Raw genomic sequence first — 21,864 nt, forward strand, 5'->3', positions numbered from 1 at the left:
CAGACCTCGCTAGTCGCCCAAATGCGCGCTGGCGTCGTGTAATTCATGGCGGCGCAATGCCATTGGCGTGACGGACAGGACATCGCCGCCTTCGACCACTGCCCGGGTGATCGGCGTGAGTGCCTGGAACAGCGCCTCGACCTCGTCGTCGCTGAGCGCCTCGAGCGCCGACAGACCGAGCGCGTCGGTGCTCGATTCGACGTGGTCCTTGAGGTCGCGGCCGGCCGCGGTGAGCGAGCCGTCGGAGTCCAGCAGTCCACGCTCGGCCAGCCGTTGTTCGTGGTGATGCCATTCGGTGTCGTCGTAGTCGCGGGTGCGCGCGATGTAGTCCCGCGGGACGCGGTCGGCCGCGGCGTGCAACACGTTGGACTCCCGGCCCGAGATGCCGGCGGCGGTCAAGACCGCCACGTGGCCGTCGCCGCGCTGCTCACGCAACAGCGTGGTGGCGTGCCACAGCGCGGCCAGCGGATCGTCCGGCCACGGCAGCGCACGGTTGGCGGCGAACAGCGGTCGCCCGTCGACGTTGGCCCCGCGCGCTGCCTTTGCAGCTAATTCCGCTGCGGCACTGACGTTTTCGTCTTCTTTCAAGCCGTAACGGCGCAGCGCCGCGACCGCCGAGGACTGCCGGGTCCGCAACGCAGCCTCCGGACCGGCGATCTGCCACGCCGCCGGCAGAGCCTTGGCGACGCGTTGGGGGGCGAAGTTGTGAAAGATTGCGGTCACCAGCTCCGGCGGTGCCATTCCCAGCGGGGCGGACCGGGCCGCGAAGTAGCCCATCCAGAAACCTCGGTACCCCAGCTCGTCGAGTGCCGCCCGCGCCTCCGGCGCGAAGTATGTCACCGCATGCACCGGCTCGAAGCGATCGTAGAGGCGTCGCGCCAGCTCTGGCTTTCTGCGCACGACTGCAGTTAAGCACCGCGGCCGGGCGCGGCCAATCCCGGTCCCGTGGCTGGGAAATAACGAAGGCCACGACCTCTCGCAGAGTTCGTGGCCTTGCGGCTGCGGTTCACCGAACCGCACCTGGTGGGCGAAGGGGGACTTGAACCCCCACGTCCCGAAGGACACTGGCACCTGAAGCCAGCGCGTCTGCCATTCCGCCACTCGCCCGGGGAAACAACCGATGGACCATATCACTGTATAGCCATTCGCCCTAACCGCGGCCGCGGCCGACAGAGCCCGTTCAGTGCCCGCCCACCTCGTGCTCGAACCGTGCTTGACCTGCATAGATGCGATTCTCAGGATTCTCACGGTGCCGCAGCGTCGCGGTGTCCCGATACCATGCATGAGTGATACGACAGGCGGGCGAATCGTTTGCCTTGCGCCGGCGATACACCGCGACAAGTGCGGGCGAGCGCTGAGGCATGGGTAGCCAACGGGGGCTCGCGGCACGGATCGAGCGCAGGCTCGAGTCGACCGTCGGCGACGCATTTGCGCGAATGTTCGGCGGATCCATTGTCCCGCAAGAGGTTGAGGCGCTGTTGCGCCGCGAAGCCGAGGACGGCCTGCGGCCGCTTCGGGGAAATCATCTTTTGGTGCCCAACGAATACGTCATTACCCTCGGTATGCACGACTTCGAGAAGGTGGGCACCGATCCGGATCTGACGTCGGTCGCTTTCACTAGATACCTGGCCGACTATATCCATGAACAGGGGTGGGAAACGTATGGTGATGTCGTCGTTCGGTTTGAGCAGTTGCCGAACCTGCATACCGGACAGTGTCGCGCCCGCGGTGCTGTCAACCCCGATGGCGAGCCCCGCCCGACGGTTAACGATCCCGCCCGGCCACAATCAAACCAGGCGTTCAGCGGAGAACCAGGAGTACCACCAATGACTGACAACTCGAGCTACCGCGGTCAGGGGCAGGGGCGTCCCGGCGACGAGTACTACGACGAGCGGTACGCGCGTCCGCAAGACGATCAGCGCGGCGGCCAGGAGCCGCAGGGCGGACCCGAGGCGCGCGGCGGCTACCCGCCGCAGGGCGGCGGCTACCAACCACCTCGTCCTGCTGACCAGGGTGGCTACCCGGACCAGGGCGGCTACCAAGAACAGCGCGGGGGCTATCCCGAGCAGGGTGGCTATCCACAGCAGGGTGGCGGCTACCCCGAGCAAGGCGGTTATCCGCAGCAGGGTGGATACCCCGGCCAGGGCGGCTACCAAGACCAGCGTGGCGGCTATCCCGACCAGGGACAAGGCGGCTACCCGCCGTCGTATGAGCAGCGTCCGCCAGCCGGCGGTGGCTACGGCGGCCCGGGCTACGACCAAGGACCGCAAGGATACGACCAGGGTGGCCAGGGTTACGACCAGGGCTACCGCCAGGGCGGCGGCTACGGCCAGCCCGGCGGCGGTCAACAGGGCGGCGGCCAGCAGGGCTACGGCGGCGGCTACGCAGAGTACGGTCGCGGGCCTGCTCGACCCGAGGAGAGCGGCGGCTACCCGCCGGCCCAGGGCGCGCCCGAACAGCAACGCCCGTCCTACCCGGACCAGGGCGGCGGATACGACCACGGTTATCAGCAGGGCGGTCATGGTTACGGCCAGCAGGAGTACGGCGGCGGGGACTACACCCAATACGCGGAGAACGTTCCGGCCGGTGGATATGGCCCTCAGGGCGGCGGTGCATACCCCGAGACCGCTCACCGCGACTACGAGTACGGGCAGCAGCAGGCCGAGTACGCGCCGCAGCCCGAGTACGGGCAGCAGCCTGAGTACGGGCAGCAGGCGGACTACGGCCAACAGGGCGGCGGTGGATACGGCGGTTACGGGCAGGGCGGTTATGGCGCTGCCGGAACTGCGGTCACGCTGCAGCTCGACGACGGCAGCGGCCGGACCTACCAGCTGCGCGAAGGTTCCAACATCGTCGGTCGCGGACAAGACGCCCAATTCCGGCTGCCCGACACTGGAGTGTCGCGCCGCCACCTGGAAATCCGCTGGGACGGACAGGTTGCGCTGTTATCCGACCTCAACTCCACGAACGGCACGACCGTGAACAACGCGCCGATACAGGAGTGGCAGTTGGCCGATGGCGACGTGATCCGTTTGGGCCACTCGGAGATCATCGTTCGGATCCACTGAACGCACCGGGCACAAGCTGCCGTGCTTCGCCCCGCGTCGACCGCCCTCCAAGTATCGTGACGTTGCTTGGTTTCACGAGGTGCGGCGCCAGGACGGAAAGGACGCCCAGATGCAGGGACTGGTACTGCAGCTGACGCGTGCCGGATTTTTAATGCTGTTATGGGTATTCATCTGGTCTGTTCTCCGGATCTTGAAAACTGACATCTACGCACCAACCGGTGCGGTCATGGTGCGCCGAGGTTTGGTGTTGCGCGGCACGTTGTTGCCGTCCCGCCAGCGTCGCCATGCCGCCCGCTATCTGGTGGTGACCGAGGGGGCGTTGGCAGGTGCACGCATCACGCTCAGCGGGCAGCCTGTGTTGATCGGACGTGCCGACGACTCGACGCTGGTGCTGACCGACGACTATGCCTCGACGCGGCATGCCCGGCTGTCTCAGCGCGGCTCGGAGTGGTACGTCGAGGATCTAGGATCGACCAACGGCACTTACCTTGACAGGGCGAAGGTGACCACTGCGGTACGAGTTCCAATCGGAACGCCGATCCGGATCGGCAAGACGGCAATCGAGTTGCGCCCGTGACCCTGGTTCTGCGATATGCCGCCCGCAGCGATCGCGGCCTGGTACGCGCCAACAACGAAGACTCGGTCTATGCCGGCGCGCGGCTTCTGGCCCTGGCCGACGGCATGGGCGGCCACGCCGCCGGTGAGGTGGCCTCCCAGCTGGTGATCGCCGCGCTGGCTCACCTCGACGACGACGAGCCCGGTGGCGACCTGCTCGCCAAGCTCGATTCGGCCGTGCGCTCCGGTAACTCGGCGATCGCCGCACAAGTGGAGATGGAGCCCGACCTCGAGGGAATGGGCACCACGCTGACCGCAATCCTGTTCGCGGGCAACCGTCTTGGATTGGTGCACATCGGAGACTCGCGCGGTTACCTGATGCGCGATGGCGAGCTGGCCCAGATCACCAAGGACGACACCTTCGTCCAAACCCTGGTCGACGAGGGGCGGATTACGAAAGAAGAGGCCCACAGCCACCCGCAGCGATCGCTGATCATGCGGGCGCTGACCGGCCATGAGGTCGAGCCCACCTTGACCATGCGCGAAGCGCGCGCCGGCGATCGCTACCTGCTCTGCTCGGACGGGCTGTCCGATCCAGTCAGCGACGAAACCATCGCCGAGGCCCTGCAGATTCCCGATGTCGCCGAAAGCGCTTACCGTCTCATCGAATTGGCGTTGCGCGGCGGCGGTCCCGACAATGTGACGGTCGTGGTCGCCGATGTCGTCGACTACGACTACGGCCAGACCCAGCCGATTCTGGCCGGTGCGGTATCCGGCGAAGAAGACCACCTGACGCTGCCCAACACCTCGGCGGGCCGCGCTTCTGCCATTGGGCCCCGTAAAGAGGCTGCCAAACGCGTTGTGCAACAAGAGGAACCGGCTACCCGGGCGCGGTGGGCATGGCGGCGGACGTTCATGGTCGTCACTCTGGTGGTACTGCTCGCGCTCACCGGCCTTGCCATCGGGCGGGGCATCATTCGCAGTAACTACTACGTCGCCGAACACAACGGCATGGTGTCAATCATGAAGGGGATTCAAGGGTCGCTGCTGGGTATGTCCCTGCACGAGCCTTACTTGGTGGGCTGTCTCAACGCGCGCAACGACTTATCGATCATCAGCTACAGCCAAGCCGGTGGTCACCTGGACTGCCGGCTGATGCAATTAGGAGACCTGCGCCCTGCCGCACGCGCGCAGGTACTGGCCGGGCTTCCCGCCGGGACTCTCGATGAGGCCGAATCGCAGTTGAAGGAACTGTCGGCCAACAACTTGCTGCCGCCCTGCCCACCGCCACGGGCGACCTCACCGCCCGGGTCTTCGACCCCGGCGACCAGCGGCACGACACCGCCGAGCGCCACAGCGCCCCCCACTCCTTCCAGCGGCCCCCCGGCCAACAGCAGCGCACCGAGCACCTCCCCCGCAAGCACCCCTCCAGCAGCGCCGGCGCCCACGTCGCCCGCGACCACCACTCAGACGGTGACTGCGCTCCCGCCACTCCCACCTCAGCCGGGCATCGACTGCCGGGCGGCTGCATGACCACTCAGGTCCAGCCCCCGGTCGCGGTCACGCCGCCGCTGCCTACTCGGCGCAACTCCGAGCTGCTGCTGTTGTGCTTCGCCGCGGTGATCACCGTCGCCGCGTTGCTGATCGTCGACGCCAACCAGGGCCGCGGTCTGCGTTGGGGCCTGACCGGCTACGCGCTGGCCTTCCTTGCCGTGTTCGGCAGTGCACACCTGGCCATTAGGCGCTTTGCGCCCTATACCGACCCGCTGCTGCTGCCAATTGTAGCGCTGCTCAACGGACTTGGCTTGGTCATGATCCACCGGCTCGACCTTGTCGGTAACGAGCTCAGCGGTCGACATCACCCCAGCGCGACCCAGCAGCTGCTGTGGACCCTGGTCAGTGTTGCCGCATTCGCGCTCGTGGTCACCTTCCTCAAAGATCACCGACAACTCGCGCGCTACGGCTACATCTTCGGCCTCACCGGCCTGGTCTTCTTGGCAATCCCGGCCCTGCTGCCGTCGTCGCTGTCCGAGCAGAACGGCGCTAAGATCTGGATTCGCCTGCCGGGCTTCTCAATTCAGCCGGCCGAGTTCTCCAAAATTCTGCTGCTGATCTTCTTCTCCGCGGTGCTGGTCGCCAAACGCGGCCTGTTCACCAGCGTCGGCAAGCATCTGATGGGCATGACGCTGCCGCGCCCGCGAGACCTCGCGCCGCTATTGGCGGCCTGGGTGATCTCGATCGGCGTCATGGTCTTCGAAAAGGACCTCGGCACTTCGCTACTGCTCTACGCGTCGTTTCTGGTGGTGGTCTATCTGGCCACCCAGCGCTTCAGTTGGGTGGTCATCGGGCTGGCCTTGTTCGGCGCGGGAAGCGTTGCCGCATACTACATTTTCGCGCATGTACGTGTTCGCGTGCAGATGTGGTGGGATCCGTTCTCCGACCCCGACGGCAGCGGCTACCAAATCGTGCAATCGCTGTTCAGCTTTGCCACCGGAGGCATCTTCGGCACCGGGCTGGGCAACGGTCAGCCCGATACTGTGCCGGCCGCGTCCACCGACTTCATCATCGCGGCGTTCGGCGAAGAGCTCGGATTGGTCGGGTTGGCCAGCCTCCTGATGCTGTACACCATCGTCATCGTCCGGGGCCTGCGCACCGCGATCGCGACACGCGACAGCTTCGGCAAGCTGCTGGCCGCGGGTCTGGCGTCGACACTGGCGATCCAACTGTTCATCGTCGTCGGCGGCGTCACCCAGCTCATTCCCCTGACCGGACTGACCACACCGTGGATGTCCTACGGCGGATCCTCGCTACTGGCGAACTACATACTGTTGGCCATCCTGGCGCGCATCTCGCATAGCGCCCGGCGCCCGGCGCCCGTTGCGAGACCGCACCCGCGACACGGCGCCGATCGCGGCAGCCGGCACCGAGGTGATTGAGCGGGTATGAACACCTCACTCCGTCGCATCTCGGTGACCGTGATGGCCTTGATCGTCCTGCTGCTTCTCAACGCCACCATGACGCAGGTCTTCGCCGCCGACGGGCTGCGGGCCGACCCGCGCAACCAGCGGGTCCTACTCGACGAATACTCGCGCCAGCGCGGCCAGATCATCGCGGGCGGCCAGCTGCTGGCCTACTCGGTGGCCACCGATAGCCGATTCCGTTTCCTGCGGGTGTACCCCAACCCCGCGGTGTACGCGCCGCTCACCGGCTTCTATTCGTTGCGGTATTCCAGTTCCGGTTTGGAACGAGCTGAAGACTCACTGCTGAACGGCTCCGACGAGCGGCTGTTCGGGCGGCGGCTGGCCGACTTCTTCACCGGCCGCGATCCGCGCGGTGGCAACGTCGACACCACGATCAATCCGCGTATGCAGCAGGCCGGCTGGGACGCGATGCAGCAGGGTTGCGGCGGGCCGCCGTGCAAGGGCGCGGTGGTGGCGCTGGAGCCGTCCACCGGCAAAATTCTGGCCATGGTGTCGTCGCCGTCTTATGACCCCAACCTGCTGTCCTCGCACGATCCCGAGGTGCAGGCGCTGGCGTGGCAGCGCCTGCGCGACGACCCGGACAGCCCGCTCACTAACCGTGCGATCTCGGAGACCTACCCACCCGGTTCGACCTTCAAGGTGATCACCACCGCGGCGGCGCTGCAGGCCGGCGCCACCGACAACGAGCAGTTGACGGCCGCGCCCACAATCCCACTGCCCAACAGCACGGCCACTCTGGAGAACTACGGCGGCACCCCGTGCGGCGACCAGCCAACCGTGTCGCTGAGCCAAGCCTTCGCCAAGTCGTGCAACACCGCATTTGTCCAGCTAGGCATGCTCACCGGGGCCCAAGCCCTGCGCAGCATGGCGCATTCGTTCGGACTGGACAGCAGCCCGAGTGTGATTCCGCTGCAGGTCGCCGAATCGACGGTTGGGATAATCGCGGATGCCGCCGCTCTCGGGATGACCAGCATCGGGCAGAAGGACGTGGCGCTGACCCCGCTGCAGAACGCGCAGATCGCCGCCACCATCGCGGACGGCGGCGTGACGATGCAGCCGTACCTGGTCGAAAGCGTCAAAGGACCGGACTTGGCCAACATCAGCACAACGGCGCCCTATCAGCAACGTCGCGCGGTATCGCCGCAGATCGCCGCTAAGCTGACAGAGCTCATGGTCGGCGCCGAGAAGGCCGCGCAGCAGAAGGGGGCCATTCCCGGCGTGCAGATCGCATCAAAAACCGGTACCGCAGAGCATGGCACCGACCCGCGCAACACACCGCCGCACGCGTGGTACATCGCATTCGCGCCCGCGCAGGCGCCCAAGGTCGCCGTGGCCGTCCTCGTGGAGAATGGTGCCGACCGCCTTTCCGCGACCGGCGGTGCGCTCGCCGCACCGATCGGGCGGGCCGTCATCCAGGCCGCACTGCAGGGGGGCCCATGAGCCCACGAGTTGGCGTGACACTGTCGGGCAGGTACCGACTGCAACGCCTGATCGCCACCGGCGGCATGGGCCAGGTCTGGGAGGCCGTGGACAGCCGGCTGGGCCGGCGGGTCGCCGTCAAGGTGCTCAAGGCGGAGTTCTCCCAGGACTCCGAGTTCATTGAGCGGTTCCGCGCCGAGGCGCGTACCACCGCGATGCTTAACCACCCCGGGATCGCAGCCGTACACGACTACGGCGAAAGCCAGATGGACGGCGAGGGGCGCACCGCCTACCTGGTGATGGAGCTCGTCAACGGTGAGCCGCTGAACTCGGTGCTCAAGCGCACCGGCCGGCTGTCGCTGCGGCATGCACTGGACCTGCTCGAACAGACCGGGCGCGCGCTGCAAATTGCGCACGCCGCCGGGCTGGTGCACCGCGACGTCAAGCCGGGAAACATCTTGATCACCCCGACCGGGCAGGTGAAGATCACCGACTTCGGTATCGCCAAGGCCGTCGACGCGGCACCGGTGACCCAGACCGGCATGGTGATGGGCACCGCCCAATACATCGCGCCCGAGCAGGCGCTGGGCCATGACGCGACACCGTCCAGTGATGTCTATTCGCTGGGAGTTGTTGGCTACGAAGTGGTTTCGGGCAAGCGTCCGTTCACCGGTGACGGCGCGCTGACGGTGGCGATGAAGCACATCAAGGAGCCGCCGCCACCGCTGCCTCCAGAATTGCCGCCTAACGTCCGCGAACTCATCGAGATCACGCTGGTCAAGAACCCCGGCATGCGCTACCGCAGTGGTGGGCCGTTCGCGGACGCCGTGGCCGCGGTACGGGCCGGCCGGCGTCCACCGCGGCCCAGTCAGTCACCACCGCCGGGACGAGCCTCGCCGGCGTCCATTCCGTCGGGAGCGCAGACCAGGACGACCGCCGCGCCCAGTGCCCGCACTGCGGCACCGCGCCGATCGCGGCCGGCCACGAATAGTCATCGTCCGGCGCCCGCCCGCCGCACCTTTTCGTCGGGACAGCGTGCGCTGCTGTGGGCCGCCGGGGTGCTGGGCGCGCTCGCGATCATCATCGCGGTGCTGATCGTGATCAACTCCCGCGGCGACACCCAGCAGCAGCCTGTGCCCCCGACGGTCACCGACACCGGGACGCCACCGGCGAGCAAGACCCCCACCGGTTCCGGCCCGAGTTTGCGACTCGATTGGACGGGACCGCCGGCGATGAGTAATTCTGGATTCCACAGCAGGCCACCCGAACTGAGCTGGGCCAACCCCTTAGCGCCCAGCCTGTCGACGGCCCAATACGAGACACCGCAATGACCACCCCTCAGCACCTGTCCGACCGTTACGAACTGGGCGACATCCTCGGTTTCGGGGGGATGTCCGAGGTTCACCTGGCTCGCGACGTCCGCCTGCACCGCGACGTCGCGGTCAAGGTGCTGCGCGCTGATCTGGCCCGCGACCCGAGTTTCTATTTGCGCTTCCGTCGCGAGGCGCAAAACGCCGCCGCGCTGAATCACCCGGCGATCGTCGCGGTCTACGACACCGGCGAGGCGGAGACCCCCGCCGGTCCGCTGCCCTACATCGTGATGGAGTACGTCGACGGTGTCACGCTGCGCGACATCGTGCACAACGACGGGCCGCTGCCGCCGCGGCGCGCGATCGAGATCATCGCCGACGCCTGCCAGGCCCTGAACTTCAGCCACCAGACCGGCATCATCCACCGCGACGTCAAGCCGGCGAACATCATGATCAGCACGACCAATGCGGTCAAGGTGATGGACTTCGGCATCGCCCGGGCGATCGCCGACAGCGGCAACAGCGTCACCCAGACCGCGGCCGTGATCGGGACGGCGCAGTATCTCTCGCCGGAGCAAGCCCGTGGCGATTCCGTCGACGCCCGCTCCGATGTCTACTCGTTGGCCTGTGTGCTTTACGAAATCCTCACGGGCGAGCCACCTTTCACCGGAGACTCGCCGGTTTCGGTTGCCTACCAACATGTCCGCGAAGACCCGGTGCCACCGTCGACGCGGCACCCGGGTATCTCCGCCGAGCTCGACGCCGTCGTGCTCAAGGCGCTGGCCAAGAACCCGGACAACCGCTATCAGACCGCCGCGGAGATGCGCGCCGACCTGGTTCGGGTGCACAACGGTGAGGCCCCCGAAGCACCCAAGGTGCTCACCGACGCCGAGCGGACCTCGCTGATGGCGACGGGCCCGGGCCATGGGAGTGGGCGCTTGGACCCGCTGCCTCGGCAGCGCCTCGGCGACACCGACCCCGATCGGATGGGCGGCCCGGTCGGTCGCTGGGTCGTCGCCGTCGCCGTGCTCGCGGTGCTGACGATCGTCGTCGTCATCGGGTTCAACACGTTCGGTGGTTCGACCCGCGACGTTCAAGTTCCAGATATGCGCGGCCAGGTTTCCGCGGATGCCGTTGCGGCCCTGCAGAATCGGGGCTTCAAGACCCGCACGCTGCAGAAGCCTGATTCGGCGATCCCGCCCGATCACGTGATCAGTACCGATCCCGGCGCCAACGCCTCGGTGGCCGCCGGCGACGAGATCACCATCAACGTGTCGACCGGGCCCGAACAACGCGAAGTGCCTGACGTGTCCTCGCTGAGTTACTCCGACGCGGTGAGCAAGCTGAAGGCAGCCGGGTTCACCAAGTTCAAGCAGGCGAACTCGCCGTCGACGCCGGAGCTGCTGGGCAAGGTGATCGGCACCAACCCGCCGGCGAATCAGACGTCGGCGATCACCAACGTGGTCACCGTGATCGTCGGCTCGGGACCCGAGACCAAGCAGGTTCCCGATGTCGCGGGCCAGACCGTCGACATCGCGCAGAAGAACCTGACGGTCTACGGCTTCACCAAGATCACCCAGGCGGCGGTGGACAGCGCCCGGCCGGCCGGTGAGGTCATCGGCACCAATCCGCCCAAGGGCCAGACGGTTCCGGTGGACTCGATCATCGAGCTGCAGGTGTCCAAGGGCAATCAGTTCGTGATGCCCGATCTGTCCGGCATGTTCTGGACCGACGCCGAACCACGGTTACGCGCGCTGGGCTGGACGGGGGTGCTGGACAAGGGCGCCGACATCGACGCCGGTGGCTCCCAGGCCCACAAGGTGGTGTATCAGAACCCGCCGGCCGGTACCGGAGTCAACCGGGACGGCATCATCACGCTGAGGTTCGGTCAGTAGCCGCCGGGTCGGCAGGGAAATACGGCCGCACCGCGGAGCGAACCTCGTTCTCCAGCCGGCGGATCAGGGTGTCGTCCCGCCACCATCCGCACACCGCCAGCCAGTTGGCCAGCATTCGGTGCCCACCCTCGGTGAGGATCGACTCCGGGTGGAACTGGACGCCGTGGATCGGCAATTCCGTGTGGCGCACGGCCATGATCACTCCGCTGCGGGTGTGCGCTGTCACCTCGAGCACGTCGGGCAGCGACTCCGGCAGGATCGTCAGCGAGTGATAGCGAGTCGCCGTGAATGGATCCGGAAGTCCTTGCAGCACACCGACATTAGTGTGGTGGACGCTGCTGGTTTTGCCATGAAGCAACTCGGGTGCACGGTCGACGGTCGCGCCGAAGGCGACCCCGATGGCCTGGTGGCCGAGGCAGACGCCGAGTAGCGGGGTGGCCGCCGCGGCGCAGGCGCGGACCAGGTCGATCGATGCGCCCGCGCGTTCCGGGGTGCCCGGGCCGGGGCTGAGCAAAACGCCGTCGAACTGCACGGCGATGGCGGCTTCGTCGGCGAGCCGGGCGTCGTCGTTGCGCCACACGTCTGCCTCGACTCCGAGTTGCCCCAGGTATTGCACGAGGTTGAACACGAAGCTGTCGTAGTTGTCGACAACCAGGATCCGCATCGTGTCAGGTTACCGCCCCGGCGAGTCGCGGTTGATGCTCAGTAGCCGATCGGCCCCAGCGGCTTCGCGAAATGCATCCGGGCCGGTTCGGTATGGCCGACGATCTGCACGTCGGGCTTGACGTCCTCGTGGTAGCCGAGCCCGAATCGGACGACGTACTGCTTGTAGAGGATCACCAGCGGCGCGGCGGCCAGGGCGGCCTGCATCGCGGCGGCGTTGCCGATCGCGGTGATCGTGTACGGCGGGCTGTAGGTGCGCCCGTTGAGCAGCAGCGTGTTGCCAACGCAGCGCGGTACCGATGTGGCGATCAGCCGCTGATCCTGCATCTGGATCGCCTCCGCGCCAGCGCTCCACAGGGCGTTGAGGACGGCCCCGATGTCTTGCTGGTGCACCACCAGGTCGTCCGGGGACGCGTCGCGCGGGAAGCGGCCGTTGGCGTCCCGCTGGGCATCGTCGAGGGTCACCGCCAGGCCTGGCCCGTGCACCGGGTTCATGTCGGCCGCACTGGCCAACTCCGCCGAACGCCGCAGCATGGCTGCCAACGCGGCATCGGAAGACCTCAGATGCGTCGAGTCGATCTTGCCGGCCAGCTCGTCGCGTTCGGCCTTGAGACGATTCACCGAGGCCTGCGTCTCACGCACCAGATCGACCAAGCGCGGCGCATCGCTGCCGCGGATCTCGGCGCCACCGGAAACCCCGTGCGTGGCGGCCAGCAGCAATCCGGCCAGCAGGCAAACCAATGGGACACCGAAGCGCCATGGTGACCGGCGGGTCTGGATCATCGAGTCTCCAATTTCCTGGTCGGGGGGCCAGGTGGGTTAATCTCGTAGCCAAGTCCTGCGTGTAGCTACAACCGCTATCGTTGCACCCCGTCCCGCTCACCGTGATCCCGAGGTAATCATGCCCAAGTCCAAGGTCCGCAAGAAGAACGACTTCACCGTCACCGCGGTCAGCCGGACGCCGGTGAAAGTGAAGGTCGGTCCGTCCAGTGTGTGGTTCGTCGCGCTGTTCGTGGGTCTGATGCTGATCGGTCTGGTTTGGCTGATGGTGTTCCAGTTGGCCGCGGTCGGAAGCCAGGCACCGACCGCTCTTAATTGGATGGCGCAACTGGGCCCGTGGAACTACGCGATCGCGTTCGCTTTCATGATCACCGGGTTGTTGCTCACGATGCGCTGGCACTAACCAAGATCAGCTGCCGAATGAATTCATCTTGGGGTCGATTCGCGGCTAAGTCAGCAACCTTGTGACTACCCAATCACACGCGTGTGATTTATCCCCACTGTTGATAGCTGATGTGGATAACTGCATCGGCAGTGGTGGGAGGGGTTAGGAACGGTATGCAGCAAACACAGTGGCAGCCGCATGCTGCGGGAGTGGCTGGTTGTGGCCTTGGCGGGTTGTTCATGGCTATCGCCAGTGTGACCGTGGTCACAGACCCGCCGGGGCGGGTGCTGGCGGGGATTGCCGGGGCGGGCCTGCTGGTGTTTGCGGGCGGTACTTGGCGCGCACGCCCAAAGCTGGCTATTACCGCGGACGGTCTAGTGATCCGGGGGTGGTTCCGGACGCAGGTATTGCAGCACTCCGACATCAAGATCATTCGGATCACCGAGTTCCGCCGCCTCGGGCGAAAGGTGCGTTTCCTCGAGGTCGAGACGGTCGATGACCGGCTGGTGCTGTTCTCCCGATGGGACCTGGGCGCCGAGCCGTTAGAGGTCCTCGATGCGCTTACTGCGGCCGGCTACGCCGGCCGAGACGGTGCCGGCCCGGCGTAGCTACGCCGAACTTAAGAGATCGTGATCGACTCGATCACGACCGCGTCGGTCGGACGGTCGTTGCCGTCGGTGGACGTCGTCGCGATGGCGTCGACGACCTGCTGCGACTCGGCGTCGGTCACCTCGCCGAAGATCGTGTGGCGCCGGTTGAGGTGCGGCGTGGGGCCAACGGTGACGAAGAATTGCGAACCGTTGGTGCCCGGACCCGCATTGGCCATCGCCAGCAGATACGGCTTATCGAACTGCAGCTCGGGGTGGAACTCGTCGGCGAACTGGTAACCGGGGCCACCGCGTCCCGTGCCGGTCGGGTCGCCGCCCTGGATCATGAAGCCCTGGATCACTCTGTGAAAGACCGCGCCATCGTAGAACGGACCGGAAGGACTGCCCGACGCGTTTTGGGTCGAGTACTCCTTGGTGCCCTGCGCCAGGCCGACGAAGTTGGCGACAGTCTTGGGCGCGTGGTTCCCAAACAGGGCGATCTTGATGTCGCCGCGGTTGGTGTGCAGTGTGGCAGTGGCAGTCTGATGCGGGCTGTTGGTCACGACACGAGAGTCTGCCATTACCCACGGACCCGCCCGCACCCGGTGTCAGTCCGGCAGCCCGGACCGAAAAGGCCGACGTCGCGCTGCAATAGCCGCGCCGGTGTTCTTATGGTGGCAGTCTGTAGGTTCCACGGGCGGCACAGAAAGGCGGCAGATGAACGCGCAGGCGGAATCCCGGCTGACTCCCAGACAGCGACTGTCTCGGGGTCTGACCTATTCGGCGGTGGGACCGGTGGACGTCACCCGCGGTCTCATCGGATTGGGGGTCAACTCCACCCAGTCGACCGCGTCGGAGTTGCGCCGCCGCTACCGCCAGGGCCAACTTTCTCGCGATGTCACCGCGGCACAGCAGGCGCTCGCCCAGGAACTTGCCGCCGCGCAGGAGGTCGTCTCCGGCCTGCCGCAGGCACTGCAAGATGCACGCAAATCCCAACGCCGCCGGGGCAAACGACCCCTGCTGATCGCGGCAGCCGCCATCGTCGTCCTGGCCGGCGGCGCCGCCGCATTCAGCATCGTCCGGCGCTCGACCAACCGCGACAACACCGAACCATCACCACGGCCACCCAGCGTGGACGTTCAACCGCGACCCTGACGCAGTTCGGGCAGTAACGCCAGAACTCACCAATTCCGCTGTGCCTGTTTGCTATCCGTGCCGGCGGTCTGGCCGGCCGGCCGTCTCGGCCCGTCTCGAAGTTATTGAAAGGCTTGTGCGCCTGAGAAACTCGGTGCCCGGGTCCGGTGCAAGCGCTCGGTCGCCAAGTCTGCCGATTTCAACCCGCAGCCGCGGTTCTCGCCGTAATCTCACAACCCGCAAGGAAAGGTTGTGAGCCCATGGACCTCCGTACCCTGCTGGCCGCGGTTGCCGCCGCTTTCGGCATCGGCCTGACAATCGCGCCCGCGGCACACGCAGACCCGCCATATACCGACTGCAGTGCGGCCGCAAAAGACGGGCGTTACAACATCCCGCGCGGTGATCCCGCCTACCAGCAAAAGCTAGACCGGGACAACGACGGCATCGCCTGCGAATCGCACTGAGCGACTGGACTCAGTCGTCGACGTGGTTCGGCGGCTGCCCGAGCGGCACGGGCTGCGCCGGGTCAACCGGGTAGCACTCGGGCGGCGGGGTCACGTCCTCGATCACGCCCCGGCCGCCGAAGACCGGGTAGCTGGGGCCTTGGTGGCATCGCTCCCAGGTCCCGTCCGGGCCTACCGGTTTGTCGCAGTAGGACTCTCCGGGAATAGTCGTGTTCTGACAGCCCGCCGACGCGGGCGGAGCGGTCCCGACGACAATTCCGATTCCGCCGATCGTGAGTGCTGCCCCCAGCGCCGCGCTGGCGGCGACCCGCGCTGATTTCGTCATGCGCCGCACGATACAGCTAATAGCGTGACCGCGCCTGTCGAGCGACTTCACCGTCGCGCAGCAAATGTGAGACGGTGGGATACCGCCGCCCACGAAGGCCAACGACTATGGGGGAGTCAGCAATTGGGCAGTTCGCCATTCTGATTTGTGGAGCCTAGGGGAATCGAACCCCTGACACCTGCCTTGCAAAGGCAGTGCTCTACCAACTGAGCTAAGGCCCCTCGCCAACGGGTGCGGGATCAACTGCTGCCACGTGCCAGACCTCGACCCCGCGTTGTGACCGCACCACCACCGCCACCACGGCGATCAAGTGCCAGCGGCAATGCAAGTCTCACACAACGTCTTGATGGGCACATGGTTGTGGGCCTAGGAGGACTCGAACCTCCGACCTCTTCGTTATCAGCGAAGCGCTCTAACCGCCTGAGCTATAGGCCCGTACGCGCGTACGGCCGAGCGACGAGATTACCGCACTCGTCGCCCCACCCCCAAAACCTGCACTAGTCCCGATCCGCCAGCGTCACTTCGATGCCGCCGATCAAGTCCGTCGACAGGTTGTAGACGAACGCGCCGATCGTGGCCATGGCGGTCAGCAAGACGATGTTGACCAAGCCGATCAGCACGGCGCCGCCGAAGATCATCCCGCTCGACACCAGTTCTCCGCTGCTGCCGCTGGTGTTGTTCAGCAGGTCACCAACGTTGCTGTTGAGCTTGGCCCACACCCCCATGCCGCCGAGCACCAGGTACAGGAACGCCACCGCGATCATCCAGACGAAGAACAGCGCCACCGACAGCATCAGCGACACCTTCAGCGTGCTCCACGGATCGATCCGGCGGATCTGCATGGTGGCCCGGACCGGGCCGCCCTTGCGCCGCGACACCTGGAGCAGGCTGTCGCGATTCTCCCGGGGTTCGGTGCTGGTCGCTCGAGCCGATCCGGTTGATTGTGACGTCTCCGAGCTGCGCTCCGGCGTGGTCTTACGCTGTGATCCCCTCGGGATTCCGCCGGACAGATCCGGCAGCTCGCTGGCGTAGGCGTCATGCGTTGGCCCGTCACCGCGGGCGGGCGAATCGAACTCGGGGCTCTTCGGCTGTGGTGGCACACCGGCCGCCTGCGTGTTGCCGCCCGCGATGAAACGGTTCACTCGGGCATCGACACCCGACGGCTGGCCCTGCGGGCGCGCCTCGGTCGGAGGTTTGCTCTGCCGGTTGGCGGGATTGGCGGCCCGGGCGGCACCGCGCTGCCACGGCGGCGAGTCCCCGCCCTCGGTGCCACGGCCTGCCTGATTGGGGGCCCCACGCGGGTGCGCACCGGCACGCTCGGCCGAAACATCCCCGATCTGGCTGTCGCCCTTCTTGGGGGCACCCGGCTCGCTCGGTGAGGTCACCGGAGACTCCTTACCTCTGCTGCCTTGGCCGACCGGACGGTGGCACTCGCGATTTCTCTGGTCGGGCTGAGTCTAATTGCCCGCGCCCTGTGGCGGTCCGTTGGCAGGCCACTGGTCGGCCCGCCCCCCTAGCGGCTAGCTCTCCGACTCCTCGCCGCCTTCGATTTCCTCGATGTCGTCGCCGGCGTTTTCCTCGGCGTTGCGGGCAATGGCCAACAGTGTGTCGCCCTCACCCAAGTTCATCAATCGAACGCCCTTGGTCTGCCGCCCGGCCTTACGGACCTGGCGCGCCCGGGTGCGGATGACGCCGCCGCCCGAGGTGATCGCGTACAACTCGCTGTCGTCGTCGACAATCAGCGCGCCGACCAGACTGCCGCGACGGCGGTCGTACTGAACGGTCAGAACTCCCTTGCCGCCGCGCCCCTGCACCGGATACTCCTCGATTGCGGTGCGCTTGGCGTAACCGCCGGCCGTGGCGACCAGCAGGAACATGCCTTCCTGCACCACATTCAGCGACAGCAGTCGGTCGTCCTCGTTGAATCGCATGCCCTGCACGCCGGACGTGGCCCGACCCATCGGTCGCAGCGCCTCGTCGGTCGCCGAGAACCTGATGGACTGCCCGTTGGCCGAGACCAGGAGCAGGTCCTCCTCGGCCGAGCAGAGCACGGCACCGACCAGCTCGTCGCCATCACGCAGGTTGACGGCGACGATCCCACCCGAGCGGTTGGAGTCGAAGTCGGTCAGCTTGGACTTTTTGACCAGACCGTTCTTGGTGGCCAGCACCAGATAGGGCGCATCCTCGTACCCGCGGATCTGGATGACCTGGGCGATACGTTCCTCGGGTTGGAAGGCCAACAGGTTGGCGACGTGTTGGCCGCGCGCCGTCCGGGACGCCTCCGGCAGGTCGTACGCCTTGGCCCGATACACCCGCCCTTGGGTGGTGAAGAACAGGATCCAGTCATGCGTCGACGACACGAAGAAGTGCGCGACGATGTCGTCCTGTTTGAGGCCGGCGCCCTGCACACCCTTCCCGCCGCGCTTCTGGCTGCGGTACAGGTCGGACTTCGTCCGCTTGGCGTAGCCCGTCTCGGTAATCGTGACGACGACCTCTTCGCGCGCGATCAGATCCTCATCGGCGACGTCTCCGTCGGCGGGGATGATGCGGGTGCGCCGATCGTCACCGTACTTCTCGACGAGTTCGGCGAGCTCGTCGTGCACGATCGCGCGCTGCCGCTCCGGATTGGCCAGAATGTCCTCGAGGTCGGCGATCTCGGCCTCGATCTTGGCCAGGTCGTCGACGATGCGCTGGCGCTCCAGCGCCGCCAGCCGGCGCAGCTGCATATCGAGGATCGCCTGGGCCTGGATGTCGTCGATGTCGAGCAACTCGATCAGGCCGGCCCGCGCGATGTCGACGGTTTCCGACGCCCGGATCAACGCGATGACTTCGTCCAGTGCATCCAGCGCTTTGACCAAGCCGCGCAGAATGTGAGCCCGTTCGTTCGCTTTGCGCAGTCGGTACGTGGTGCGCCGAATGATCACGTCGAGTTGATGTTCGACGTAGAGGCGAATCATCTGGTCGAGCCGCAATGTGCGTGGCACACCGTCGACGATGCTCAGCATGTTGGCACCGAAGCTGGTCTGTAGCTGGGTGTGCTTGTAGAGGTTGTTCAGCACCACCTTGGCGACGGCGTCGCGCTTGACCTCGACGACGATCCGCAATCCCACCCGATCGCTGGATTGGTCCTCGATGTTGGAGATCCCGGCGAGCCGGCCATCGCGGACCTGCTCGGCGATGGAAGTGATGAAGTTGTCGTGGTTAACCTGATAGGGCAGCTCGGTGATCACCAGCATGGTGCGGCCCCGCGAGTCTTCCTCGATCTCGACCACACCGCGCATCCGGATCGAACCGCGGCCGGTGGTGTAGGCATCGTGGATGCCCTGCGATCCAACGATCAGGCCGTAGGTGGGGAAGTCCGGTCCCTTGACCCGCTCGCAGACCGCGGCCAGGGTGGCCTCTTCATCGGCGTCGAAATTGTCCAGGCACCAGAACACCGCCTCGGAGAGCTCGCGCAGGTTGTGCGGCGGCATATTGGTGGCCATGCCGACCGCGATACCGCCCGAACCGTTAGCCAGTAGGTTGGGGAACCGGCTCGGCAGAACCGTCGGCTCCTGGACCCGGCCGTCGTAGTTCGGGATGAAATCGACTGTCTCCTCGTCGATTTCACGCAGCATCTCCATCGCCAGGGGCGTCAGCCGCGCTTCGGTGTAACGCATCGCGGCCGGTGGATCATTGCCCGGCGATCCGAAGTTGCCCTGACCGTCTACGAGCGGATAGCGCAGCGACCACGGCTGCGCCATCCGGACCAGCGTGTCGTATATCGATGAGTCGCCGTGCGGGTGGTAGTTGCCCATCGTCTCGGCGACGGACCGCGCCGATTTGGCATGGCCGCGATCGGGCCGGAATCCCGAGTCGTACATGGCGTAGAGCACCCGGCGGTGTACCGGCTTGAGACCGTCGCGCACCTCGGGCAGCGCGCGCCCGACGATCACGCTCATCGCGTAGTCGATGTAGCTGCGCTGCATCTCCTGCTGAATGTCAACCGGTTCGATCCGGTCGACGGAGTCGTCGCCCGGGGGCAGCGTGGTGTCAGTCATGTAGTCCTCGTTGGTCGGTCAACGGTGGCCGTCTGATCGGTCAGACGTCTAGGAAGCGAACATCCTTGGCATTGCGGGTGATAAAGCTGCGGCGCGCATCGACGTCCTCGCCCATCAGGATCGAGAACAACTCGTCGGCCGCGGCCGCGTCGTCGAGGGTGATTTGTCGCAACACCCGGACGGTCGGGTCCATCGTGGTTTCCCACAGTTCCTTGGCATCCATTTCGCCAAGACCCTTGTAGCGCTGGATGCCGTCTTCCTTGTTGATCTTGCGGCCGGCCTTCAGTCCTGCCTCGAGCAGTCCGTCGCGCTCGCGATCGGAGTAGGCGAATTCCGGGTCGCTGCGCTGCCACTTCAACTTGTACAGCGGTGGCTGCGCCAAGAACACGTGTCCGTTTTCGATCAGCGGCCGCATGAACCGGAACAACAGCGTCAACAGCAGCGTCGAGATGTGCTGGCCGTCCACGTCGGCGTCGGCCATCAGCACGATCTTGTGATAGCGCAGTTTGGTGATGTCGAACTCGTCGTGGATCCCGGTGCCCAGTGCGGTGATAATCGCCTGGACTTCAGTGTTTTTCAGAACGCGGTCGATGCGCGCCTTTTCCACGTTGATGATCTTGCCGCGCAGCGGAAGGATCGCCTGGAACATCGAGTCGCGGCCGCTCTTGGCCGAGCCTCCGGCCGAATCTCCCTCCACCACATACAGTTCCGAGCGCCGCGGATCGGTGGAACGGCAGTCGGCAAGCTTGCCCGGTAGCCCACCGAGATCGGTCGCGCTCTTGCGGCGCACCAACTCTCGTGCTTTGCGCGCGGCGATGCGTGCTTGTGCCGAGGAAACCGCTTTGTTCACAACGGTTTTAGCTTCCGAGGGATTGGCCTCGAACCAGTGCGTGAGCTGTTCGTTGCAGACCTTCTGAACGAACGACTTGACTTCGGTGTTGCCCAACTTGGTCTTGGTCTGGCCCTCGAACTGTGGTTCGGCCACCTTCACCGAGATGACCGCCGCAAGCCCCTCCCGGATGTCGTCGCCGGTCAGGTTGGCGTCCTTTTCCTTCAGCAGCTTCTTGTCTTTGGCGTACTTGTTCACCACGGACGTCAGCGCGCTGCGGAAACCCTCCTCGTGGGTGCCGCCTTCATGGGTATTGATCGTGTTGGCGAAGGTGTGTACCGACTCGGAATATCCGCCGTTCCACTGCATCGCGATCTCGACCTCATGGCCGGTGCCCTTGCCGTCGAAATCGATGATGCTCTGCTGAATCGGGCTCTTGGTGCGGTTGATGTGCTTGACGAAGTCGACCAAGCCGCCGGGGTAGTGGAATGTGCGTCGCTTGACCTTCTGCGAGGCCGTCGACTCGGCCGCCTTTTCTTCCGCGGATTTAGGCGCTTCGGCCGTGTCGCTGACAACCTCGTCGACGACCTCCTCCTTGGTCACCCGCTCGTCGGTGAGGTTGATCGTCAAACCCTTGTTCAGAAAAGCCATTTCCTGCAGCCGACGAGCCACCGTCTCGAAGTCGTACTCGGTGGTCTCGAAGATCTCGGAGTCGGCCCAGAACCTGATCGTGGTTCCGGTCTTCTTTGTGGCCTCGCCTTGTTTGAGGGTTCCGGGTACCGCGCGGTCATAGAACTGCGACCACTCATAACCATCCCGGGAGATGTCCACCTCAAGGCGGCGCGAAAGCGCGTTGACGACGGAGACACCCACACCGTGCAGCCCGCCACTGACGTTGTAGCCACTGTTCTCGCCGCCGAACTTGCCGCCGGCGTGTAGTTGCGTCATCACCACGTCCACGGTCGGGGCACCGGTGGCGTGCATGGCGACCGGGATACCGCGACCGTTGTCGGCGACCTCGACGCTGCCGTCATCGAGGATGCGCACGTCGACCTGGTTGGCGTAGCCGGCCATCGCCTCGTCCACCGAGTTGTCGACCACCTCCCAGACCAGATGGTGCAGACCTCGCTCCCCGGTAGATCCGATGTACATGCCGGGACGTTTACGGACGGCCTCTAGGCCTTCGAGCACGGTGATCGCTGACGCGCCGTACTCGTCTTGCGCCTTCTTCTTCTGGGCAGCCACGGTCGGAATGCTCTCCTCGGGGTGTCATGCGGGCGGTTCCAGTCACCGCAGCAGTCGCATCACTTCACTCTACCGTGATCGGGGGTCGGGACCGATTTTCTGGGCGCGTTTCTACCTAGCTGGACGCGCCGTGCGCTCAATTTCTCTATTGGTGGCGCGTCCGGACGTGCGTCATGGGGTCCGT

At 65.8% G+C, this 21,864-nt stretch carries 18 protein-coding genes, 3 tRNA genes and 1 pseudogene; 11 read left to right on the forward strand and 11 right to left on the reverse strand.

The window, feature by feature from the left end:
• Positions 1-9: 9 nt before the first annotated feature.
• Together H7K34_RS24635 and H7K34_RS24640 are read right to left on the reverse strand one after the other, a co-directional pair.
• Positions 10-900, reverse strand: a complete 891-nt coding sequence (locus H7K34_RS24635) for an SCO6745 family protein (RefSeq protein ID WP_264064596.1) — start codon at positions 898-900, stop codon at positions 10-12.
• Positions 901-1,021: 121 nt separating this feature from the next.
• Positions 1,022-1,107, reverse strand: a tRNA-Leu gene (locus H7K34_RS24640).
• Between the two features lie 254 nt (positions 1,108-1,361).
• Here H7K34_RS24640 and H7K34_RS24645 point away from each other — a divergent pair.
• The 7 genes and pseudogenes from H7K34_RS24645 (at position 1,362) to pknB (ending at position 11,228) form a co-directional block, all read left to right on the forward strand.
• Positions 1,362-3,068 carry a DUF3662 and FHA domain-containing protein gene (locus tag H7K34_RS24645; RefSeq protein WP_264064597.1) on the forward strand — a complete coding sequence of 569 codons (1,707 nt, stop codon included), beginning with the start codon at positions 1,362-1,364 and terminating at the stop codon, positions 3,066-3,068.
• Between the two features lie 109 nt (positions 3,069-3,177).
• Complete coding sequence (locus tag H7K34_RS24650; protein ID WP_025738168.1) at positions 3,178-3,645, forward strand: FHA domain-containing protein FhaB/FipA; 468 nt, start codon at positions 3,178-3,180, stop codon at positions 3,643-3,645.
• Complete coding sequence (locus tag H7K34_RS24655; protein ID WP_264064598.1) at positions 3,642-5,156, forward strand: PP2C family protein-serine/threonine phosphatase; 1,515 nt, start codon at positions 3,642-3,644, stop codon at positions 5,154-5,156. Before H7K34_RS24650 ends, H7K34_RS24655 begins: the two co-directional genes overlap by 4 nt.
• Positions 5,153-6,569 (forward strand): annotated as a pseudogene (locus H7K34_RS24660) (FtsW/RodA/SpoVE family cell cycle protein). Before H7K34_RS24655 ends, H7K34_RS24660 begins: the two are co-directional and overlap by 4 nt.
• On the forward strand, positions 6,566-8,044 hold the full coding sequence (pbpA, locus tag H7K34_RS24665) for a D,D-transpeptidase PbpA (protein ID WP_264064599.1): 1,479 nt from the start codon (positions 6,566-6,568) through the stop codon (positions 8,042-8,044). Before H7K34_RS24660 ends, pbpA begins: the two are co-directional and overlap by 4 nt.
• A complete protein-coding gene (locus H7K34_RS24670) occupies positions 8,041-9,354 on the forward strand; it encodes a serine/threonine-protein kinase (RefSeq protein ID WP_264064600.1) in 1,314 nt (437 codons plus the stop codon). The genes pbpA and H7K34_RS24670 overlap by 4 nt, the downstream gene beginning before the upstream one ends.
• Positions 9,351-11,228, forward strand: a complete 1,878-nt coding sequence (gene pknB / locus H7K34_RS24675) for a Stk1 family PASTA domain-containing Ser/Thr kinase (RefSeq protein ID WP_264064601.1) — start codon at positions 9,351-9,353, stop codon at positions 11,226-11,228. Before H7K34_RS24670 ends, pknB begins: the two co-directional genes overlap by 4 nt.
• Here the strand turns inward: pknB and H7K34_RS24680 are convergent.
• Both H7K34_RS24680 and H7K34_RS24685 read right to left on the reverse strand, forming a co-directional pair.
• Positions 11,206-11,892, reverse strand: a complete 687-nt coding sequence (locus tag H7K34_RS24680) for an aminodeoxychorismate/anthranilate synthase component II (RefSeq protein ID WP_264064602.1) — start codon at positions 11,890-11,892, stop codon at positions 11,206-11,208. The two genes, pknB and H7K34_RS24680, sit on opposite strands and share 23 nt — an antisense overlap.
• 38 nt (positions 11,893-11,930) lie before the next feature.
• Positions 11,931-12,674 carry a DUF881 domain-containing protein gene (locus H7K34_RS24685; RefSeq protein WP_264064603.1) on the reverse strand — a complete coding sequence of 248 codons (744 nt, stop codon included), beginning with the start codon at positions 12,672-12,674 and terminating at the stop codon, positions 11,931-11,933.
• Positions 12,675-12,792: 118 nt separating this feature from the next.
• Here H7K34_RS24685 and crgA point away from each other — a divergent pair, with 118 nt between their 5' ends.
• Together crgA and H7K34_RS24695 are read left to right on the forward strand one after the other, a co-directional pair.
• Positions 12,793-13,074, forward strand: a complete 282-nt coding sequence (crgA, locus tag H7K34_RS24690; RefSeq protein WP_108926469.1) for a cell division protein CrgA — start codon at positions 12,793-12,795, stop codon at positions 13,072-13,074.
• Between the two features lie 155 nt (positions 13,075-13,229).
• Positions 13,230-13,664 (forward strand): PH domain-containing protein, encoded by a 435-nt coding sequence (locus tag H7K34_RS24695; protein WP_264064604.1) that lies wholly within the window; start codon positions 13,230-13,232, stop codon positions 13,662-13,664.
• A gap of 11 nt (positions 13,665-13,675) precedes the next feature.
• Here H7K34_RS24695 and H7K34_RS24700 read toward each other — a convergent pair whose 3' ends face one another.
• Positions 13,676-14,224: a peptidylprolyl isomerase gene (locus tag H7K34_RS24700; protein WP_264064605.1), complete on the reverse strand. Its 549-nt coding sequence runs from the start codon at positions 14,222-14,224 to the stop codon at positions 13,676-13,678.
• Positions 14,225-14,360: 136 nt separating this feature from the next.
• Between H7K34_RS24700 and cwsA the strand changes: the two genes are divergently transcribed.
• Positions 14,361-14,798, forward strand: a complete 438-nt coding sequence (cwsA, locus tag H7K34_RS24705) for a cell wall synthesis protein CwsA (RefSeq protein WP_264064607.1) — start codon at positions 14,361-14,363, stop codon at positions 14,796-14,798.
• A 239-nt stretch (positions 14,799-15,037) separates the two neighbouring features.
• Positions 15,038-15,241, forward strand: a complete 204-nt coding sequence (locus H7K34_RS24710; RefSeq protein ID WP_264064608.1) for an excalibur calcium-binding domain-containing protein — start codon at positions 15,038-15,040, stop codon at positions 15,239-15,241.
• 10 nt (positions 15,242-15,251) lie between these two features.
• Here the strand turns inward: H7K34_RS24710 and H7K34_RS24715 are convergent, their stop codons facing one another.
• From H7K34_RS24715 to gyrB, 6 genes are all read right to left on the reverse strand, one after another.
• The gene (locus H7K34_RS24715; RefSeq protein ID WP_264064609.1) at positions 15,252-15,566 is read right to left on the reverse strand and encodes a CDGP domain-containing protein; all 315 of its coding nucleotides are present in this window, start codon (positions 15,564-15,566) and stop codon (positions 15,252-15,254) included.
• Positions 15,567-15,714: 148 nt separating this feature from the next.
• A tRNA-Ala gene (locus H7K34_RS24720) sits at positions 15,715-15,787 on the reverse strand.
• A 140-nt stretch (positions 15,788-15,927) separates the two neighbouring features.
• Positions 15,928-16,001 (reverse strand) — tRNA-Ile (locus H7K34_RS24725).
• Positions 16,002-16,063: 62 nt separating this feature from the next.
• On the reverse strand, positions 16,064-16,951 hold the full coding sequence (locus H7K34_RS24730; protein ID WP_264064610.1) for a DUF3566 domain-containing protein: 888 nt from the start codon (positions 16,949-16,951) through the stop codon (positions 16,064-16,066).
• A gap of 135 nt (positions 16,952-17,086) precedes the next feature.
• Positions 17,087-19,606 (reverse strand): DNA gyrase subunit A, encoded by a 2,520-nt coding sequence (gene gyrA, locus H7K34_RS24735; protein ID WP_264064611.1) that lies wholly within the window; start codon positions 19,604-19,606, stop codon positions 17,087-17,089.
• A gap of 40 nt (positions 19,607-19,646) precedes the next feature.
• Positions 19,647-21,680 carry a DNA topoisomerase (ATP-hydrolyzing) subunit B gene (gyrB, locus tag H7K34_RS24740; RefSeq protein ID WP_264064612.1) on the reverse strand — a complete coding sequence of 678 codons (2,034 nt, stop codon included), beginning with the start codon at positions 21,678-21,680 and terminating at the stop codon, positions 19,647-19,649.
• Positions 21,681-21,864: the final 184 nt, after the last annotated feature.

This window comes from Mycobacterium montefiorense (assembly GCF_025823255.1).
Classification (GTDB): Bacteria; Actinomycetota; Actinomycetes; order Mycobacteriales; family Mycobacteriaceae; genus Mycobacterium; species Mycobacterium montefiorense.

Bases quoted from the DNA above. Each gene is read 5' to 3' on its own strand.
- H7K34_RS24645 (WP_264064597.1), top strand. From the start codon at position 1,362: ATGGGTAGCCAACGGGGGCTCGCGGCACGGATCGAGCGCAGGCTCGAG.
- H7K34_RS24650 (WP_025738168.1), top strand. From the start codon at position 3,178: ATGCAGGGACTGGTACTGCAGCTGACGCGTGCCGGATTTTTAATGCTG.
- H7K34_RS24680 (WP_264064602.1), bottom strand. From the start codon at position 11,892: ATGCGGATCCTGGTTGTCGACAACTACGACAGCTTCGTGTTCAACCTC.
- gyrA (WP_264064611.1), bottom strand. From the start codon at position 19,606: ATGACTGACACCACGCTGCCCCCGGGCGACGACTCCGTCGACCGGATC.
- H7K34_RS24700 (WP_264064605.1), bottom strand. From the start codon at position 14,224: ATGGCAGACTCTCGTGTCGTGACCAACAGCCCGCATCAGACTGCCACT.
- H7K34_RS24695 (WP_264064604.1), top strand. From the start codon at position 13,230: ATGCAGCAAACACAGTGGCAGCCGCATGCTGCGGGAGTGGCTGGTTGT.
- crgA (WP_108926469.1), top strand. From the start codon at position 12,793: ATGCCCAAGTCCAAGGTCCGCAAGAAGAACGACTTCACCGTCACCGCG.
- H7K34_RS24710 (WP_264064608.1), top strand. From the start codon at position 15,038: ATGGACCTCCGTACCCTGCTGGCCGCGGTTGCCGCCGCTTTCGGCATC.
- pbpA (WP_264064599.1), top strand. From the start codon at position 6,566: ATGAACACCTCACTCCGTCGCATCTCGGTGACCGTGATGGCCTTGATC.
- H7K34_RS24670 (WP_264064600.1), top strand. From the start codon at position 8,041: ATGAGCCCACGAGTTGGCGTGACACTGTCGGGCAGGTACCGACTGCAA.
- H7K34_RS24685 (WP_264064603.1), bottom strand. From the start codon at position 12,674: ATGATCCAGACCCGCCGGTCACCATGGCGCTTCGGTGTCCCATTGGTT.
- H7K34_RS24715 (WP_264064609.1), bottom strand. From the start codon at position 15,566: ATGACGAAATCAGCGCGGGTCGCCGCCAGCGCGGCGCTGGGGGCAGCA.
- cwsA (WP_264064607.1), top strand. From the start codon at position 14,361: ATGAACGCGCAGGCGGAATCCCGGCTGACTCCCAGACAGCGACTGTCT.
- pknB (WP_264064601.1), top strand. From the start codon at position 9,351: ATGACCACCCCTCAGCACCTGTCCGACCGTTACGAACTGGGCGACATC.